The sequence below is a fragment of the Rhizobium sp. SRDI943 genome, from assembly GCF_057653695.1.
In genome coordinates, this window is record NZ_CM172787.1 from 3,033,920 (window position 1) to 3,050,356 (window position 16,437).

20 protein-coding genes and 1 pseudogene are annotated in these 16,437 nt (G+C 60.3%); 8 read left to right on the forward strand and 13 right to left on the reverse strand.

Going from position 1 to position 16,437, the window contains the following annotated elements:
* Positions 1-132 precede the first annotated feature (132 nt).
* From AC245Y_RS15640 to tnpA, 4 genes are all read right to left on the reverse strand, one after another.
* Positions 133-429, reverse strand: coding sequence for a hypothetical protein (locus AC245Y_RS15640; RefSeq protein ID WP_003554972.1), 297 nt, complete (start codon positions 427-429; stop codon positions 133-135).
* The gene (gene tnpC / locus AC245Y_RS15645) at positions 429-2,051 is read right to left on the reverse strand and encodes an IS66 family transposase (RefSeq protein WP_017994802.1); all 1,623 of its coding nucleotides are present in this window, start codon (positions 2,049-2,051) and stop codon (positions 429-431) included. Before tnpC ends, AC245Y_RS15640 begins: the two co-directional genes overlap by 1 nt.
* 63 nt (positions 2,052-2,114) lie before the next feature.
* Positions 2,115-2,408 carry an IS66 family insertion sequence element accessory protein TnpB gene (gene tnpB, locus AC245Y_RS15650; protein WP_130665924.1) on the reverse strand — a complete coding sequence of 98 codons (294 nt, stop codon included), beginning with the start codon at positions 2,406-2,408 and terminating at the stop codon, positions 2,115-2,117.
* A 50-nt stretch (positions 2,409-2,458) separates the two neighbouring features.
* Positions 2,459-2,827 carry an IS66-like element accessory protein TnpA gene (gene tnpA / locus AC245Y_RS15655; RefSeq protein ID WP_003557134.1) on the reverse strand — a complete coding sequence of 123 codons (369 nt, stop codon included), beginning with the start codon at positions 2,825-2,827 and terminating at the stop codon, positions 2,459-2,461.
* Positions 2,828-3,077: 250 nt separating this feature from the next.
* Here tnpA and AC245Y_RS15660 point away from each other — a divergent pair, with 250 nt between their 5' ends.
* From AC245Y_RS15660 to AC245Y_RS15670, 3 genes are read left to right on the forward strand one after another with little or no spacing between them, the layout of a single operon-like run.
* Positions 3,078-4,046, forward strand: a complete 969-nt coding sequence (locus AC245Y_RS15660) for an aliphatic sulfonate ABC transporter substrate-binding protein (RefSeq protein ID WP_017994803.1) — start codon at positions 3,078-3,080, stop codon at positions 4,044-4,046.
* A gap of 19 nt (positions 4,047-4,065) precedes the next feature.
* On the forward strand, positions 4,066-4,908 hold the full coding sequence (locus AC245Y_RS15665; RefSeq protein ID WP_017994804.1) for an ABC transporter permease: 843 nt from the start codon (positions 4,066-4,068) through the stop codon (positions 4,906-4,908).
* A 4-nt stretch (positions 4,909-4,912) separates the two neighbouring features.
* Complete coding sequence (locus AC245Y_RS15670; protein WP_017994805.1) at positions 4,913-5,650, forward strand: ABC transporter ATP-binding protein; 738 nt, start codon at positions 4,913-4,915, stop codon at positions 5,648-5,650.
* Between the two features lie 28 nt (positions 5,651-5,678).
* On the opposite strand, the gene AC245Y_RS15675 is transcribed toward AC245Y_RS15670, so the two are convergent.
* The 3 genes from AC245Y_RS15675 to AC245Y_RS15685 are packed head-to-tail and all read right to left on the reverse strand — an operon-like array spanning position 5,679 to position 8,273.
* Positions 5,679-7,055 carry an ATP-binding protein gene (locus tag AC245Y_RS15675; RefSeq protein ID WP_017994806.1) on the reverse strand — a complete coding sequence of 459 codons (1,377 nt, stop codon included), beginning with the start codon at positions 7,053-7,055 and terminating at the stop codon, positions 5,679-5,681.
* 24 nt (positions 7,056-7,079) lie between these two features.
* A complete protein-coding gene (locus tag AC245Y_RS15680) occupies positions 7,080-7,781 on the reverse strand; it encodes a response regulator (RefSeq protein WP_003581129.1) in 702 nt (233 codons plus the stop codon).
* Positions 7,782-8,273, reverse strand: a complete 492-nt coding sequence (locus tag AC245Y_RS15685; protein ID WP_012758431.1) for a MarR family winged helix-turn-helix transcriptional regulator — start codon at positions 8,271-8,273, stop codon at positions 7,782-7,784. It lies immediately after the preceding gene.
* Positions 8,274-8,557: 284 nt separating this feature from the next.
* Between AC245Y_RS15685 and AC245Y_RS15690 the strand changes: the two are divergent.
* Positions 8,558-8,774, forward strand: a pseudogene (locus AC245Y_RS15690) (branched-chain amino acid aminotransferase); the annotation flags it as partial.
* Between the two features lie 222 nt (positions 8,775-8,996).
* Here the strand turns inward: AC245Y_RS15690 and AC245Y_RS15695 are convergent.
* Positions 8,997-9,266 (reverse strand): hypothetical protein, encoded by a 270-nt coding sequence (locus tag AC245Y_RS15695; protein ID WP_003541697.1) that lies wholly within the window; start codon positions 9,264-9,266, stop codon positions 8,997-8,999.
* A gap of 183 nt (positions 9,267-9,449) precedes the next feature.
* A complete protein-coding gene (locus AC245Y_RS15700; protein WP_026157437.1) occupies positions 9,450-10,067 on the reverse strand; it encodes a DUF1236 domain-containing protein in 618 nt (205 codons plus the stop codon).
* A 286-nt stretch (positions 10,068-10,353) separates the two neighbouring features.
* On the opposite strand from AC245Y_RS15700, the gene AC245Y_RS15705 reads away from it, so the two are divergent.
* On the forward strand, positions 10,354-11,013 hold the full coding sequence (locus AC245Y_RS15705; protein ID WP_012758434.1) for an MBL fold metallo-hydrolase: 660 nt from the start codon (positions 10,354-10,356) through the stop codon (positions 11,011-11,013).
* A gap of 13 nt (positions 11,014-11,026) precedes the next feature.
* Here the strand turns inward: AC245Y_RS15705 and AC245Y_RS15710 are convergent, their stop codons facing one another.
* The 4 genes from AC245Y_RS15710 to AC245Y_RS15725 all read right to left on the reverse strand — a co-directional run bounded on the left by AC245Y_RS15710 (position 11,027) and on the right by AC245Y_RS15725 (position 13,358).
* The gene (locus AC245Y_RS15710) at positions 11,027-11,368 is read right to left on the reverse strand and encodes a tRNA-binding protein (protein WP_012758435.1); all 342 of its coding nucleotides are present in this window, start codon (positions 11,366-11,368) and stop codon (positions 11,027-11,029) included.
* 10 nt (positions 11,369-11,378) lie between these two features.
* A complete protein-coding gene (gene proC / locus AC245Y_RS15715) occupies positions 11,379-12,206 on the reverse strand; it encodes a pyrroline-5-carboxylate reductase (RefSeq protein ID WP_017994808.1) in 828 nt (275 codons plus the stop codon).
* Between the two features lies 1 nt (position 12,207).
* A complete protein-coding gene (locus AC245Y_RS15720; RefSeq protein ID WP_003541709.1) occupies positions 12,208-12,708 on the reverse strand; it encodes a type III secretion system chaperone family protein in 501 nt (166 codons plus the stop codon).
* 389 nt (positions 12,709-13,097) lie between these two features.
* Positions 13,098-13,358, reverse strand: coding sequence for an accessory factor UbiK family protein (locus tag AC245Y_RS15725; RefSeq protein WP_003541711.1), 261 nt, complete (start codon positions 13,356-13,358; stop codon positions 13,098-13,100).
* A 202-nt stretch (positions 13,359-13,560) separates the two neighbouring features.
* Between AC245Y_RS15725 and lgt the strand changes: the two genes are divergently transcribed.
* The 3 genes from lgt (at position 13,561) to pgeF (ending at position 16,432) form a co-directional block, all read left to right on the forward strand.
* On the forward strand, positions 13,561-14,409 hold the full coding sequence (lgt, locus tag AC245Y_RS15730; protein WP_017994810.1) for a prolipoprotein diacylglyceryl transferase: 849 nt from the start codon (positions 13,561-13,563) through the stop codon (positions 14,407-14,409).
* A gap of 16 nt (positions 14,410-14,425) precedes the next feature.
* Positions 14,426-15,526, forward strand: a complete 1,101-nt coding sequence (locus AC245Y_RS15735) for a class I SAM-dependent methyltransferase (RefSeq protein WP_017994811.1) — start codon at positions 14,426-14,428, stop codon at positions 15,524-15,526.
* 111 nt (positions 15,527-15,637) lie between these two features.
* The gene (gene pgeF / locus AC245Y_RS15740) at positions 15,638-16,432 is read left to right on the forward strand and encodes a peptidoglycan editing factor PgeF (RefSeq protein WP_012758440.1); all 795 of its coding nucleotides are present in this window, start codon (positions 15,638-15,640) and stop codon (positions 16,430-16,432) included.
* Positions 16,433-16,437 lie beyond the last annotated feature (5 nt).

Sequence of the window (16,437 nt, forward strand, 5' to 3'; positions counted from 1 at the left end):
CGTAAGCGCGCTTTCACTCTTTGAACAAGAACCGCAAAGAGCCCAAGGACGGCCTGCGGACCGCCGCTTTCTTTCTGTCGAACCGTCAATTGGCCTCTCCCGACCCTCCGCTTTCTCGTAACCGCCCGATTGCTACCGCGGCGATTTTGCTTTGATGCGAGCGACGAGCAGCTCGTCGTCAACAAAGCTGTCGAGGAAGTCGTTCCATTCTTGGGGTGAGCGGCGGGCGTCTTTGAGCATCTGCTCCAATTCGTCCATGCCGTCGTCCGTCAGTGCGGTCACGGATTCGTCGTCTCCGGTGTACACGGAGATGATGCTGCCGTAGCTCAGATTATCATCGTTGGAGACGATTGCCTGAAGAAGTTCCGGGTCCTCTTCGAGAATTTCGGCAACAAATTTGATCGTACGGACGTAGGTGACTGTCGCCATCAGGCTGCCTTTGCGTCGATTGCGGTGATCGTCGACCAGTTCCACGGAAGGAGTTCGTCGAGTCGATTGATCTTGTGATCGTGGATGCGATCGAGCACGTCAGTCAGATAGGCTTGCGGGTCAAGACCATTCATCTTTGCCGTCTCGATGATCGTCATGGCGCGTGCCAAGGTCGCCGCTCCCGTATCGGCTCCCGCGAAGAGCCAGTTCCGTCTTCCCACGCCTATCGGCCGCAGTGCCCGCTCGGCGGCATTGTTGTCGATCGCAACGCGACCGTCTTCGAGGAACAGACAGAGCGAAGACCATCGGCTCAATCCGTAGCGGAAAGCTGTCGCCAGATCGCTTTTGCCCGGAATGCGCGTGAGTTGAGCTTCAGCCCAGTGGCGGAATGCATCGACCTTAGGCTTGCTCTGGGTCTGACGCGCGGCAAGCCGGATCTCAGGAGGCTGCCCATTGATGCCACGCTCGATGTCGTAAAGCGCTCCGATGCGATCGAGAGCCTCTCGCGCGATCTCGGACTTGTTTGATGTCCAGATATCGTGGAAGTCTCGTCGCCAATGAGCCCAGCAGGCGGCTTCCTTGAAGCGAGATGTTCCATTCTCTCCAGGCGAGTATAGCTTGCCATATCCTTTGTAGCCGTCAGCCTGAAGGATGCCGCTTGATTGCTTGAGGTGGCGGTGGACGTGCTCTTCTTTCCAGTCAGGAGCAAAATAGTAGACTGCACCGGGCGGGGAAGTCCCCACCCATGGACGCTGATCGCGGACATACGTCCAGATCCTGCCCTTCTTCACACCCTTGCCCAACCCCTTGTCTCGCAGCGAGCGATCCAGCACTCGGATCGGGGTGTCGTCGGCATGAAGGAGGTCACTTGCCATAATCGCCGTTTCGATCCGCTCGATGAGAGGCTGAAGCACCTGCATGGCGCGACCACACCAATCAACCATCGTGCTGTCGGGAATGTCGGCGCCCATGCGGGCGAAGATCTCGTTCAGACGGTACAGTGGCAAATGGTCGTCGAACTTCGAGACCAGAATGTACGCCAAGAGGCCAGCGCCGGCCATGCTGCCCGGTATCGGGCGGCTGGGTGCTGCCACCTGCACCATTTTCTCGCAGCAGCGGCAGGACTTCTTCAGTCGAGAAACTTCGATGACTTTCATCTGCGCGGCGATCATGTCGAGGATTTCGCTGACGTCCTCACCGACAAGACGCAATTCACCTCCGCATTCCGGGCAGCAGGAGCCAGGATCGAGCTCTCGGCGCTCGCGAACCGCCTTGTCCGAGACGCGTGGGCGCCGGCGCATGATCTTTTCAGATGTATCCGCCAAGGGAACAACAGACGCCGCCTCATCAGGTTCATCGATTGGCGCCGTACTGCCTTCAGCGGCGGCGATCAACAGATCCTCAAGCGCTAGTTCCAACTGCTCGATTTCACGCTCAATCTTTTCGGAGGACTTGCCGAAGACCTGTTTCTTCAGCTTGGCAATGCGCAGCCGCAGCGTTTGGATTAACTGATCATGCGCTTGCAATGTGGCCGACATCTTCGCGTTTTCCGCCTGCAAAGCGGCAATCATTGCCTTGAGAAAGGCTGGATCGTCCGGAAGATTTGTCGTCGCGCTAGACATGATCCTGACTACCACGAGCCAGGATAAATTTCCATAAAAACCAGTGGTTTCAGTGGGATAAAATCACCCGACACGGGCCGGTGGCGCACCCCAATCAGGTCGACGCCAATCGATCCCTTCCCACAACATCGCCAGTTGGGCCGACGTCAGCCGGGCAGTCCCGTCGGATGCCGAAGGCCAAGGAAACCGCCCCTTCTGCAAGATCTTGTAATACAGGCAGAAGCCCTGGCCATCAAAATACAGCAGCTTCAAACGATCGCCACGCTTGCCGCGAAAGGCGAAGACCGCGCCGCCAGTCGGCTTCTGACGCAAAACATCCTGCGCAAGCGCGGCAAGGCCTTCTACTCCCTTGCGCATGTCCGTGATCCCGCACGCAAGATACACCCGAACGCCGGTCCCAGGCCCAATCATGCTGCTTCCACTGCCCGGATAATCTGCGTCAGGACATCGGGAGCCATAGAACTCTCGAAACGAAGCGTGCGGCCGCAGATCAATCGTAGCTCAATCATCCCGGAGCAGCTCTCCCTCAATTCAGGGGCATCGTTCTGCACGGCATTCAGATCGACGGGAATGAACAATGCATTCGAAGACACCGGGAGCAGCCCCTTCTTCTTGAGCTCGCTACGCCAGGCGTATATCTGCTGCCGCGTTACATCATGACGATGAGCAATCTCTGTGATCGTGGCTCCAGAAACCCCAACCGACATGACAATCGCAAGCTTGTCGTCTTCGCGCCACCGCCGTCGACGTTCCTGCCCAAGAATTTCAACGCGCATCGCAATCCTCGCCTAAGACACGTCGCTAACGACGTCGTTAAACACGTGTCTTAGGCCATCAGGGCGCTAGGCGGCAGGCGGTGCCAATCGGGCGGTTACGCTTTCTCGACATTGCGCACCGCACCACGCGTCCCCGCGGCCGAGGAAAAATATTTCTACAAATTCCATAGAAATAGAAGTCATAAGTTTCTCGCCCGTCACCAGTGCCCGTAGAACGTATCGATGGCAATCGTAGGGAGAGGAATAAGTTATGGGCGTGTTTCGTTCGGCGATAATCGGTGCCGCGGTTGCCTTGGGACTGGGGCTGTCATCGGCTGAGGCTGCCGATCTTTCGGAAATCAGGATCGACTGGGCGACGTATAATCCCGTCAGCGTTCTTCTGAAAAAGGAAGGCCTGCTCGAAAAGGAATTCGCCAAGGACAATATCAGCATTCGCTGGGTGCAGTCCGCCGGCTCGAACAAGGCGCTGGAATTCCTGAACGCCGGATCGATCGATTTCGGCTCGACGGCGGGTGCGGCGGCACTGATCGCGCGGGTCAACGGCAATCCGATCAAATCCATCTATGTGTATTCGCGCCCCGAATGGACGGCTCTGGTCACCCGCGCCGACAGTCCGATTTCCACCGTTCAGGATCTGAAGGGCAAGACGATCGCGGTGACCCGCGGCACCGATCCGCATGTCTTTCTCGTCCGTGCCCTGGCCGATGCCGGCCTGAAACAATCGGACGTGAAGCTGGTCCTGCTGCAGCATGCCGATGGCAAGCTGGTGCTTCTGCGCGGCGATGTCGATGCGTGGGCCGGGCTCGATCCGCTGATGGCGGCCGCCGAAGTGGACGACAAGGCAAAGCTCTTCTATCGCAAGCCGGAAAACAACAGCTGGGGCGTGCTCAATACGACCGAGACCTTTGCCGCGGACCATCCCGATATCATCAAGCGCGTCATCGCCGTCTATGAGCAGGCACGGGCGGAGGCGCTCGCCGATCCTGCGGCACTCAAGGCGGCACTGGTGGAAGCGGCAAAGCTGCCGGACGACGTGATCGCCAAGCAGCTGGAGCGGACGGACATATCGCAATCGACGATCGGCGATCTGCAGCGCGATACGATCTCGAAAGCGGGCATCGCCCTGCAAAGCGCCGGTGTCCTGCCAGCAGACGTCGACATTCCCAAAGTCACGAACGAGCTGATCGACGATCGTTTTGCGGTCGGGAAAACCCAATAACTGAGCATAGATCATCGCGATGACGGACTTGACCGAAACCGGTATCAAGACGGAAACGAGGACGCTGCGCTTGGTCGCGGCGTCTATCTTTTATGGAGTGAGCAACAAGGTGGCAGTGGCTGTTCTGCTACCGGCGCTCGGGCTCTTGTTCTGGGAGATTGCCATTGCGGCCGGCTGGTTCTCAGGCCGTCTCATGCCACCGCCATCCAGGGTCGCCGCGACGCTATGGGTGCTCTTGAAGTCTGGTGAACTGCTCAATCATATCGGCATCACCATGGTACGGGTGTTTTTCGGATTTGCGATCGGCGCCGTCACGGCCACGATCGCCGGCGCTATAACTGGATATTTTGGGCTCGCCCGTCGACTGATCGATCCATCGCTTCAGGCGCTCCGCTCCATTCCGTCAATCGCCTGGGTACCGCTCTTCATTCTCTGGTTCGGGATCTTCGAGACATCGAAAGTGGCCTTGATCGCCGTGGGAGTCTTTTTTCCGGTCTATCTCGGCATCTCGGGCGCAATCCTCTCGGTTGATCGCAAGATTGTCGAGGTCGGGCGCATCTTCAGGCTTTCCGGCTTCACGCTGGTGCGGCGGGTCATGCTGCCTGCGGTCTTCCCGGCCTATGTGACTGCCTTGCGATCCGGCCTCGGTCTCGGTTGGATGTTCGTCGTCGCAGCGGAATTCATGGGCGCTTCGGAGGGCCTCGGCTATCTTCTCGTCGATGGCCAGCAAATGGGCAAGCCGGACCAGATCATGGCTGCCATCATCGCCTTCGCGGTCGTCGGCAAGTTGACGGACAGTCTGCTGCTTGCGGCGACGACACCTTTCCTGACCTGGCAGGACAGTTACAGGCGTGAGGGATGAGTTGATGCTGACGCTGCGAAATTTGGAAAAAACCTATGCAAATGGGGTTCGTGCTCTGGAGGGTTTCTCGCTCAGGCTGGCTCCGGGAGAAATCGTCGCCGTCATCGGCGGATCCGGCTGCGGCAAGAGCACGTTGCTGCGCTTGATCAGCGGCCTCGACATTCCCACGCAAGGAACAGTCGAGCTGAACGGCGAAAAGGTTACCAAGCCGCATCCGCTGATCAATCTAATCTTTCAGGAGCCGCGCCTGTTTCCATGGCTAAGTGTCGCAAACAATGTTGGCTTCGGCCTCGCCGAACTCGAAGGCGATAATCGCAGGCAGCAGATAGAGGCTGCATTGGAAAAGGTAGGCCTCGGGAAATTGGGCGGACGGTGGCCGAAGGAGTTGTCAGGTGGCCAAGCCCAGAGAGTAGCAATCGCCCGCGCGCTGATTACCCGACCGGAAGTGCTGCTGCTGGATGAGCCCTTTTCGGCCCTCGATGCCTTCACGCGCGCCGATCTGCAGGATCACCTGCTCGACATATGGGCCGAAACGCGCCCAACGCTCGTGCTGGTGACGCATGATATTGACGAGGCGCTTGTCCTCGCCGACCGAATTATCGTGATGCGACCATGGCCCGGTCGCATTCTCGAGGAGATCGGCATTGACCTGCCGAGAAAGCGTGATCGGGCATCGGCATCGTTCGAGGCCGCGAAAAGACAGTTGCTCATGTCGCTCAATGTATCGCTGCGGTCCACCTGATATGCCGCCGATTTGGCGCAGCCCCTGCCTAAGCCGGGATGCGGATCGTTGCCCTCAGCCCACCGAGCGGGCTGTCACTGAGCGTGACGTTGCCGCCGTGGCTGCGGGCAATGTCGCGGGCGATCGCAAGGCCGAGCCCGGTCCCTGATGCATCGAGGTTGCGCGCCGTATCCAGCCGGAAGAACGGCTTGAACACGTCCTCACGGTTCTTTTCGGGAATGCCGGGCCCGTCATCGTCGAAGATGACGGTCAGCCATTTGGCATTGTGCTTGGCCTCAATGTCGAGACTATCGGCATACCGGCGCGCGTTCGAGGCAAGGTTAGTGACGAGACGCATGAAGGCGTTCGGTCTGACGGAAATATCGTCATCGCCTTCGATCGAATAGCTGAATTTTTTACCGTACAGGGCGAAATCGGATTCCAGCTTTGCGAAGATCTCGCTGAGTTTCAGCTCGCCGACACCCTCTTCGACCTCGCCGCGTGCAAAGGCCATGTAGGCCTCCAGCATGGTCTGCATGTCGTTGACGTCATCGTTGAGGCCATGCAGGTCGGGATTGTCGCCGGCCAGTGCCAGCTGCAGCTTGAAGCGGGTGAGGATGGTGCGCAAATCATGGCTGACGCCGGAGAGCATCGCGGTACGCTGCTCGATCTGCCGTTCGATTCGCTCGCGCATTAGGATGAAGGCAAGACCGGCGCGCCTGACCTCGTCAGCCCCGCGCGGATAGAAATTATCGGGCTTCTGCCCCTTGCCGAAGCTTTCGGCGGCGCGCGCCAAGGTGAGGATCGGCCGGATCTGCCCGCGCAGGAAGAGGATAGAGATGCCGATCAGCACCAGCGAGGTGCCGACCATCCAGACGATAAAGATATGCGTGTTCGAGGCATAGGTCTGGCTGCGCTTGGTCAGCACCCGCAGGATCTTGTTGTCGAGTTTGATGCGGATCTCGACGAGGTTCGAGTTGCCGACCGTGTCGATCCAGAAAGGCCGATGGATCTCGTCGGTGATCTCGTCACTGAGGATGCCATCGAGGATCGAGAAGAACGGTTTGACGCGCGGCGGCGGCAGGTCGCCATCCGGCTCGATCGAGATCTGCAGGCTGAGCTGGTCGCGAGCGATGCGGATGATTTCGCTATAGTCCGAATTCTGCGGATAGGTCTCGATGATCTCGATGATCGCGGCGATGTCACGGGTGACCGCAAGCGACAGCCGCTCCGTTACCATTTGCCAGTGGCGCTCCATGAAGACGGCGGCGACGACGGATTGCAAGAGCACCATCGGAATGATGATGATCAGCAGCGAGCGTGCGTAAAGTCCGGTCGGCAGCCGCCGGCGCAGCCAGCGGACGATCGAACGCCAGCCCGGCGCAGAAGTGCGGTCTTCCCGCCGCAAACTGTCGATCGTCACCATCAGCGCCGGTCCCGAACCTTGAGTTTAGTCGATGCTCAGCCTGTATCCGATACCGCGCACGGTCTGCAGCCAGACCGGATTGGCGGGATCATCCTCGATCTTACGCCGTAGCCGATTGATCTGCACGTCGATCGTCCGCTCGCCGACTTCGGTATCGTTGCCGATCAGTTCATGGCGCGGGATCGTGTCGCCGGCACGGCGCGCAAAGAGCAGCATGATCTCCTGCTCGCGGTCGGTGAGCCGGATCACCTCACTGGCTTTCTTCAGTTCCTTGCGGGTCAGCGAGAAGGTGTAGGGGCCGAACATCACCTGTTCGATCTTCGGTCCCTCGCCGCCGGCGTTGCGACGCAGGATGTTGTTGATGCGCAGCACCAGTTCGCGCGGGTCGAAGGGCTTGGAAAGATAGTCGTCGGCGCCTGCCTCAAGGCCCTCGATGCGGTTGCCCGATTCTGCCAACGCCGTCAGCATGATGATCGGCACGTTCTTGATGGCGCGAAGTCCGCGGGTGACGTCGATGCCGGATTCGCCAGGCATCATCACGTCCATGATGATGAGGTCGAAATCGAGACCCGCAAGCTTGCGCTGCGCCTCGGCGCCGTCGGCGGCGACGGTAACGCGGAAGCCGTTCTCGGCGAGATAACGATTGAGCAGCGCGCGGATGCGGGAGTCGTCATCGACCACCAGCAAGTGCGCCGCATCGTCGGAAATACCTGTCTTGACCGCCATTCAATCCGCCCTCTGTCTGTCCCGCATTCCGCTGAGGAAAGCTTTTACGCCCTCCCGCACCTCCGCAGAAGCCCCTTCGAATGCCCGCTCAATGCGGCGCGATTGCGGCTCAGCAAGGGCAAGCGCCAGCTCTCGTCCCGATTTCGTTGGATAAAGCTTGCGTTGCCGCCGGTCCTCGGGACCTGCCACCTGGCGAATATAGCCTGAATCGATCAGCTGTTTCAGCACCCTTGCAAGGCTCTGCTTGGTGATCTTCAGCGTATCGAGAAGATCGGCCACCGTCATGCCGGGATTGCGGTTGACGAAATGCACGACGCGGTGATGCGCCCGGCCGAAGCCGCTCTTTTCAAGGATAGCGTCAGGATCGGAAACGAAGTCGCGATAGGCGAAGAAGAACAGCTCGATGATCTCGAAATCGATGATATCAGTATCTTCCATCGGCGTGGCCAGCGGCTCCGGCTTGCCTGCTTTCGGGCCGGTCTGTCGTGACACTCGGCATTTCCTTTCTTTTCCGCGCGCTGCGGGAAACTTTCGCGAAGATATGCCAGCTTTATTGATATAAATTTGCGTCGCTGTCAGCTTCCGCGAACTCTGAAGGAGCCCCGCACGGTCTCTCATTTCCCTGGCACTTCCCTGGAAACCAAGGCCCGCCCGGCACTCCGACGCAATACGCGATTTCCCCTTGCGTCTGTGGATAAAACGTAATGGGGACAACAATCAACAGGCATGGCGCTTGAAGCGCCGGAGGATTTTGGGGATGGCTTCGATTCCTTTGGATCAGCTGGACGGGGGCGCAGGTCAACCGCATCAATGTCGCCATCGCCATCTGGCAATGGGGCAGCTATTTCAAACCCGACCGAAAAGCTGAAGGGCATCCGTCTCGATATCGCCGAATGCCGCCGTCCCGATCCGAAGACCGCGCCCTGCGCCTCCAAGGCTGCCGGTCTCTAAATGATCTGCACCATTTCCAAGCACGCCGCCGAAGCCAGGGGCTAAGCCGATGCGATGATGCTCGATGAACGACTACATGAAGGAAGTCTATCCGGCGGCAATCGCCGCCGAATAAAGTCCTCACGCAATCGGTCTGGCCACTGCATAATTCCTTAAATCGGAATCTATTTAAGGCTAAAATTATGCAGCAATTCAAAGTGCTACAGCGTCCTCTGCGCGTCTGAAAAGACGCGCAGCACTGTAGGCACACACCTGTCGGGCCGTTTATCTATGCGCCCGTGCCATGACCAGTCCGGCGAGCGTCGAGAGGATGCCGCCGCCGATCAGGCCGCCGATGCCGTCGGCGATCAGGCCGGTCATAGCCGCTTCTCCACCGACCATGCTGAGCAGCATACCGCCGGCGACGCCGCCGATCGCACCGGCGATCGTCCGAGCGACGACATTGATCGCCTGCTGCTTCAAAGCGGCGCTCGCGGCGTTGCCGCCGATTGCACCGGCAATCAATTGTGTGATGAGCGGAAGTAGCGCTTCCATGATTTCCTCCTCTGGCGATCTCCCCGATCGCCGATCCATGCCGACCTTCGGCATATTAGTATTTTATCATATTTTGGAGGAAAGCGTTAAGAAAAATCAACCGATGCGGGATTAAGGCAGCGAGAAGCGCCCCGGAACGAGGCGGCCCAACGTCCGCCTCGACCTCAGTTTCTATCGATCACGTCATTGATAGACGTAGACGATCCGGCGTGTACCGGGATCGACCAGCACCGGCCGATCGTTGATCCTCGTATAACGGTATTCGTAGTCGGGAATCGTCTGGAAGGTGACGTCAGCAGGCACCTCTGCGCCGACGACGACATCGCCGCCAAGCTGCACCGTCTCACCCGGATTGGTGTCGATATAGGTGCGCACCGTCTCCGGCGGGGTGATAGTCTCGACCGACCCGACGGGGCCGAGCAACTCGTCGCCCGGCGCCGGCTGCGGATCGACCGGAACGACACTCGCGGTCGACTCGTAAGTCACGCTGGGAACGCCGATCTCGGCGCGGTGCTGCTCGACGATAACAGAGCTGCCGCCGTGATCGACCTGCAGATAATCGGCATAGACCCAGCCGCGCATGCCGTTGACGTCGACACGGCACCAGCGGCTGCCTTCGATACAACCGTCGAGCACTGCGGTGGAACCGCGGGTGGCAAGACCGACCGAGGGATATTGTGGGCCGGGGCCAGCACGGACGTTGAGATCGTTGACCGTCGTCGCCATCATCTCCGCCTGCGCAAGACCGCCGCTCGCCAGGAGCACGGCTCCAGCCAACAGTATGTTTCTCTTCAAGGTCATGTGAGCGTCTCCTTGGTTTCGATGGGCTGACAACGCGCGGGCTTCCACGATGTTCCCATGCGCGCCGCCCAGCGAAACACTACTTGCGGGAGATTTCATGCAAACGTTTGGAAGAATTGAGAAAAGCTCGATTTTCTCGCCCTGCGACGATGGCGAAGAGGGCATAAATTCTTGTTGCGGTCCGTCTTTTTACCGTGAGGCACACCGCCAATGTCACAAGATTCCGGCTGTCCTTGCCGCGGTTTCGGACTATACCGAAGCAGCAGAGACACCAAGCGAGGCACTTATGGGCATGCTCCAGGCCGGCATCATTCCGGTGACACCCTTCCAGCAAAACTGCACGATCTTCTTCGATCCCGACACCAAGGAAGGCGTCGTCGTCGATCCCGGCGGCGACGTGCCACTCATCCTGCAGGCGATTGCCCAGAACGGCCTGACCATCAAGGAAATCTGGCTGACACACGGCCATCTCGACCATGCCGGCGGCGCCAGTGAATTGAAGGAAGCTCTCGGCATCGACGTGATCGGCCCACATCAGGACGACCTGCCGCTGCTGCAGCGGATCGAAACCCAGGCTGAAAAATACGGCATGTCAGGATTGCGTAACGTCGTGCCCGACCGCTGGCTGAAAGACGGCGATAAGATTTCTTTCGGCGCCCATGAATTCGAGGTCCATCACACGCCCGGCCATGCCCCCGGCCACGTCATCTATTTCAACCGCGCGCAGAATTTCGCTCATCTCGGCGATGTGCTTTTCAACGGCTCGATCGGCCGCACCGACCTGCCCGGCGGCGATCATCAGCAGCTTCTCGATTCGATCCGCGACAAGGTATTGCCGCTCGGCGACGACGTCGGCTTCATCTGCGGCCACGGCCCCGGCAGCCGCATCGGCGACGAGCGGCGAAGCAATCCATTCCTGCAGGAGATCAAACCTCGGAGTATCTGATGCGAGCTCACGCTCACATCATCTTTCGGCCGTTCGGCACCGGCTGTTCGACCGCAGCAAGCACGATCGCGCCGTTCTCGTCCTCGAAACCCAGCGTCAGCACTTCCGAGCGGAATGGCCCGATCTGGCGCGGCGGGAAGTTGACGACGCCGAGCACCTGCCGGCCGATCAGGCTTTCCGGCGTATAATGCACGGTGATCTGCGCTGAGGATTTTTTCGTGCCGATCTCAGGACCGAAATCGATCAGGAGTTTAAACGCCGGCTTGCGTGCCTCCGGAAAGGGACCGGCCTCGATGATCGTGCCGACACGAATATCGACACGCTCGAAATCGAGGTAGGTGATCTCTTCTGCCATATGGTCTCCGTCAGCCGGCCAGTTCCTCGGCCCGCTTGCGCGCCGCCGCAAGGGCTGCGTCGAACAAGGGCTGCATGCCGTCTTCGGCCATCAGCACGGCGAGCGCCGCCGCCGTCGTGCCGCCGGGAGAGGTCACATTCTCCCGCAGCCGCGAAGCGTCGTCGGGGGACTGGTGCATGAGTTCACCAGCCCCCGCGACTGTTTCCCGCGCAAGACGCATGGCGAGGTCCGCCTGCAGGCCGAGTTTACGGCCTGCCTCCGCCATACATTCGACGAGATAGAATACATAAGCCGGACCGCTGCCCGAAAGCGCCGTCACGGCATCGATATCGGCTTCCGCCGGCACCCATTCGACCGGGCCGGAGACGCGCAGTAGGGAATGGACGCGTTCGCGTTGCGCATCGCTGACCCCCGAATTGGCAAAAGCGCCGGTCACACCGCGCCCGACCATGGCCGGCGTGTTCGGCATGGCACGCACCATGGCGGCCTTGCCGAAATGTCTCTCGAGGAAACCGAGCGTCTTGCCGGCCGCGACCGAGACGACGACCGTCTCCGGCCCGACGGCACTCTTCACCGCCGGTAGCACCGCCTCCATCACCTGCGGCTTGACCGCGAGGAAAAGCACGCTTGCCTTCAAATCCGTGGGAAGCGCGGTCAGATGGGTCGCGCCAGCCTCGCTGATCGTCGAAAGCATCGCAGGCGACGGACCGGGATCGACAACGATGACGGCCGAGCCCGGAACGCCGCTTTTCAGCCAGCCGGAGAGCATCGCCCCGCCCATGTTTCCGGCACCGATCAGAACGACGGGATGTATCGAGGAGAAAGCGGCCGTCGGCATCTTATGCCTCGCCAACCGTTTCAAACAGCACGGCTTCCATCGCCTTCGTCGCTTCCATGCCGGACCAGACGACGAACTGGAATGCCTGAAAATAGGCTTCGCAGGTGTCGAGCGCGCTGGAAAGCAGCACCTCCACCTGGCGATTGGTAGGCTCCGCGCCGCCGGCAAGCAGCAGCGATTGACGGAAAATGACGACATCTTCCTGGCGCCAGAGGTCGAAATGACCCATCAGCACCTGCCCGTTGATCGCCGAGAGCAGCTTGACCACCTCGTTGACCCTGATGTCGGGAACTTTGATATCGAAGGCGCAGCCAAGATGCAGCGCCTCGAATTCCTCCATCCAGGAGAAGGAGACGTGGTAGTCCGTCCAGCGGCCCTCGACCGTCATTGCGATCTCGTCCTCGCCGGACCGTTCGAACGACCAGTCGTTGTTGGAGGCAACATACTCGATCATATCGACCGGGTTCGACTGACGCTCGACTTCCAATTCCATCAGGTTCATGCAGCACCTTCTTGACCGGAACGAATGCGACCTAACTTGGTGTACGAACACAAGCAAGACACACGCAAAATACCGGAACCACCACTCGGATGATCGTTGAACCGCTGCCAGACTTAACGCAGATAACCTGCCCGGAGCTTACCACGTCGCTTCGAATCATCATTTAAAATCAGTGTATAGCGCCCCTGGTCCCCTGCCAGCCCCCTGAACGGAAAATAGGACCGGCCACTGTGGAAAGGCTCTTCGAAATTCAATTCAGAAGGGAGAATAAGCGACTCTGCGAATTGGCTTTTTTGGCAGTGTCCACAGGTGGAAAACTCACCTGGTTTTTTTAAGGAAGATGCGGCGTGTGGCATGAAGGCAACGCCGCATCTGTGTCGTATCGGGACTTAAGCGCCCTCGCCGGCAAGCTTCGCCTCGAGTGCTGCGATGCGGGCGGCAAGCGCCTCGTTCTCGTCGCGTGCCTTGATCGCCATCTCGCGCACGGCCTCGAACTCCTCGCGCTTGACGATGTCCATGCTGTTCAGCCAACGCTCCGCCTGGGCGTTGAAGGCGGTCTCGATCTCCTTGCGGACGCCCTGGGCGGCACCGGCCGCATCGGTCATCAGCTTGGCGAATTCGTCCATGATGCGGTTCGTTCCGGTCGTCATGGCGTTTTTCTCCCTTCGCATGAGGTGAATTCAGCCCTTCGGGGCCTCGAGGATTGAGGTAGGGCTTCGCCACCGACGATGCAAGCGCTTTGCACGGGATAAGCCTGCCGGAACCGGCTGAGAACGGGCCATCACGAACAATGGACTTGACCGTCCGGGATCGCAACGGCATGTTCCCGCCCAACTCAACAGGTGGAAAACCTTGCCGACAGCAGCCGATCTCCTTGCCATCATGCCTTTCCCGGATATCGATCCGATCGCCTTTGCGATCGGTCCGCTGGCGATTCATTGGTATGGTCTCGCCTATGTCGCCGGCATCCTGCTCGGCTGGGCCTATGCGCGCCGCCTCGCCGCCAATGAAAGTCTCTGGCCCGGCAACGTCTCGCCGATATCAAGGACGCAGCTTGACGATTTCATCGTCTGGGCAGCGCTTGGCGTCGTCCTCGGCGGTCGTCTCGGCTATATTTTCTTTTATGATCTCCCCGCCGTCCTGCGCAGTCCCGTCCGTGCGCTCCAGATCTGGAACGGTGGCATGTCCTTCCATGGCGGCCTGACCGGCACGACGATCGCCATGATCCTCTTTGCCCGCCGCAACGCCATCCCGATCTGGAGCCTGTTCGACATCGTCGCCGCCGTCGTTCCCTTCGGCCTCTTCTTCGGCCGCATCGCCAATTTCATCAATGGCGAGCTCTGGGGCCGGTTGACCGACGTACCCTGGGCCGTGGTCTTCCCGACCGGCGGTCCCTTCGCCCGCCACCCAAGCCAGCTCTATGAAGCCGGCCTCGAAGGCATCGTTCTGCTCCTGGTGCTGGCCGCGTTCGTCTTTGGCATGCGCGCACTGAAAAGCCCCGGCTTCATTACAGGCGTCTTCGTTTGCGGTTATGCGCTGTCGCGCATCTTCGTCGAATTCTTCCGCGAGCCTGACGCCCAGCTCGGTTACCTCCTCGGCACGAACTGGCTGACCATGGGCATGGTGCTCTCCTCCCCGATGATCCTGCTTGGCCTTTGGGCGATGCTGCGGGCCCGCCGCCAGGCTGCGCTGCAGCTCTGAAACGGCAGGACGCGACATGACCACCGCTCTAGGCGAAAAGATCAAGGCGATTATCCAGGCCAACGGCCCGATCAGCGTCACCGATTATTTCTCGCTCTGCCTCGCGGACCCCGAACACGGCTATTACCGCACCCGCGAGCCCTTCGGCCGTTCCGGTGATTTCGTCACCGCGCCCGAGGTCAGCCAGATCTTCGGCGAAATGATCGGCGTCTTCATCGTCCATGCGTGGCAGCGCCATGGCACGCCGACGGACGTCCGCCTCGTCGAGATCGGCCCCGGCCGCGGCACCATGATATCAGACATGTTGCGCGTCATCTCCCGCATCGCTCCACCGCTTTTCGACGCCATGACCGTGCATCTCGTCGAAACCAGCGAGCGGCTGCGCGACGTCCAGAGCCAGACGCTCGAACCCCACGGCGAGAAGATCACTTGGCATAATGGCTTCGACGAAGTACCGCCCGGCTTCACGCTGATTGCCGCCAACGAACTCTTCGACGCCATCCCGATCCGCCAGTTCGTTCGCATGCCGACGGGTTTTCGCGAGCGCATGGTCGGCATCGACGCCAATGGCGAGCTGACTTTCGCCGCCGGCGTCGCCGGCATCGATCCCGCGCTTCTTCCCGAACCGGTGCAGAGCGTGCCGGTCGGCACCCTCTTCGAGATCTCGCCTGCCCGCCAGGCGGTGATGATGGCGATCTGCGAGCGGCTGCGCGCCTTCGGCGGCACGGCGCTTACGATCGACTACGGCCATCTCGTCACCGGCTTCGGCGATACGCTGCAGGCCGTGCGCATGCATGAATTCGACCCGCCGCTCGCGCATCCAGGCGAAGCCGATCTGACGAGCCATGTCGACTTCCAGCAACTCGCCGAAACAGCGCTTGCGGCTGGCCTCTATCTGAACGGCGCCCTGCACCAAGGTGATTTTCTGACCGGCCTCGGCATCCTCGAGCGCGCAACCGCTCTCGGCCGTGATCGCGAGCCGCACACCCAGCAGGTCATCCAGGCGGCGGTCGAAAGGCTTGCCGGCGCCGGTGAAGGCCGGATGGGCGAACTCTTCAAGGTGATGGCGGTCTCTTATCCCGCCATCGATCTCATGCCCTTTCGTCCGGTGGATTGACAGGGCGCACGCGGCTGGTTCAACATCCGCCCGAAACAAGAACTTGAAGCGCGCCGCATATGCGATGCGCTTGGGATAACAACAAACCCCTCGAAAACCCCGGAATCACAGATGCAGGACGCGGCCTCTCCCGCACCGATCGAAAGCGCGCTGCTGAACGAAGCGGCGGGCGCCACGATCCGGCACGGTTATTTCACTCGGACCGGCGGCGTTTCCGAAGGGCTGTATCGTGGCCTTAACGTCGGCCTCGGCTCCGGCGACGAACGCGACAAGGTCTTGGAAAACCGCCGTCGCGTCGCCGCCTGGTTCGGCTTGCCGGTCGAGCGGCTGGCAACCGTGCATCAGGTCCATTCCCCCGATGTCGTGACTATTGGCGCCGATTACGACGGCGCCCGCCCCGACGCGGATGCGATGGTAACGCGCACCCCTGGCATTGCGCTTGGCGTGCTCGCCGCCGATTGCGGACCCATCCTGTTTGCCGACCCGGACAATCGCGTCATCGGTGCCGCCCACGCCGGCTGGAAGGGCGCGTTGACGGGCGTGCTCGAAAATACCGTCGCTGCCATGGAGGCGCTGGGTGCTGACCGCGCCAGCATCGTCGCCTGCCTTGGCCCCTCGATCAGCCAGACAAGCTATGAGGTCGGTCCCGAATTCGTCGAGCGTTTCGTCGCCGAAAACCCGGACGACGAGCGCTTTTTCGTGCCTTCCACAACGCCTGGCCGCGCCATGTTCGACCTGCCGGCACTGACCGTCGACCGGCTGACGAAAGCCGGCGTGCGTGCCGAAAGCCTCGGCCTCTGCACTTATCCGGACAACGAGCGCTTCTTTTCCTACCGCAGGACGACACATCGCAAGGAGCCGGATTACGGCCGCCAGATTTCCGCGATATCAATCAGGGAGACTTGAGCAGA

Bases quoted from the DNA above. Each gene is read 5' to 3' on its own strand.
- AC245Y_RS15695 (WP_003541697.1), bottom strand. From the start codon at position 9,266: ATGGAAGCGCTACTTCCGCTCATCACACAATTGATTGCCGGTGCAATC.
- AC245Y_RS15670 (WP_017994805.1), top strand. From the start codon at position 4,913: ATGCTGACGCTGCGAAATTTGGAAAAAACCTATGCAAATGGGGTTCGT.
- tnpB (WP_130665924.1), bottom strand. From the start codon at position 2,408: ATGCGCAAGGGAGTAGAAGGCCTTGCCGCGCTTGCGCAGGATGTTTTG.
- AC245Y_RS15640 (WP_003554972.1), bottom strand. From the start codon at position 429: ATGGCGACAGTCACCTACGTCCGTACGATCAAATTTGTTGCCGAAATT.
- AC245Y_RS15705 (WP_012758434.1), top strand. From the start codon at position 10,354: ATGGGCATGCTCCAGGCCGGCATCATTCCGGTGACACCCTTCCAGCAA.
- tnpC (WP_017994802.1), bottom strand. From the start codon at position 2,051: ATGTCTAGCGCGACGACAAATCTTCCGGACGATCCAGCCTTTCTCAAG.
- AC245Y_RS15700 (WP_026157437.1), bottom strand. From the start codon at position 10,067: ATGACCTTGAAGAGAAACATACTGTTGGCTGGAGCCGTGCTCCTGGCG.
- AC245Y_RS15680 (WP_003581129.1), bottom strand. From the start codon at position 7,781: ATGGCGGTCAAGACAGGTATTTCCGACGATGCGGCGCACTTGCTGGTG.
- AC245Y_RS15710 (WP_012758435.1), bottom strand. From the start codon at position 11,368: ATGGCAGAAGAGATCACCTACCTCGATTTCGAGCGTGTCGATATTCGT.
- tnpA (WP_003557134.1), bottom strand. From the start codon at position 2,827: ATGCGCGTTGAAATTCTTGGGCAGGAACGTCGACGGCGGTGGCGCGAA.
- AC245Y_RS15725 (WP_003541711.1), bottom strand. From the start codon at position 13,358: ATGACGACCGGAACGAACCGCATCATGGACGAATTCGCCAAGCTGATG.
- pgeF (WP_012758440.1), top strand. From the start codon at position 15,638: ATGCAGGACGCGGCCTCTCCCGCACCGATCGAAAGCGCGCTGCTGAAC.
- AC245Y_RS15735 (WP_017994811.1), top strand. From the start codon at position 14,426: ATGACCACCGCTCTAGGCGAAAAGATCAAGGCGATTATCCAGGCCAAC.
- AC245Y_RS15675 (WP_017994806.1), bottom strand. From the start codon at position 7,055: ATGGTGACGATCGACAGTTTGCGGCGGGAAGACCGCACTTCTGCGCCG.
- AC245Y_RS15720 (WP_003541709.1), bottom strand. From the start codon at position 12,708: ATGAACCTGATGGAATTGGAAGTCGAGCGTCAGTCGAACCCGGTCGAT.
- AC245Y_RS15660 (WP_017994803.1), top strand. From the start codon at position 3,078: ATGGGCGTGTTTCGTTCGGCGATAATCGGTGCCGCGGTTGCCTTGGGA.
- proC (WP_017994808.1), bottom strand. From the start codon at position 12,206: ATGCCGACGGCCGCTTTCTCCTCGATACATCCCGTCGTTCTGATCGGT.
- AC245Y_RS15665 (WP_017994804.1), top strand. From the start codon at position 4,066: ATGACGGACTTGACCGAAACCGGTATCAAGACGGAAACGAGGACGCTG.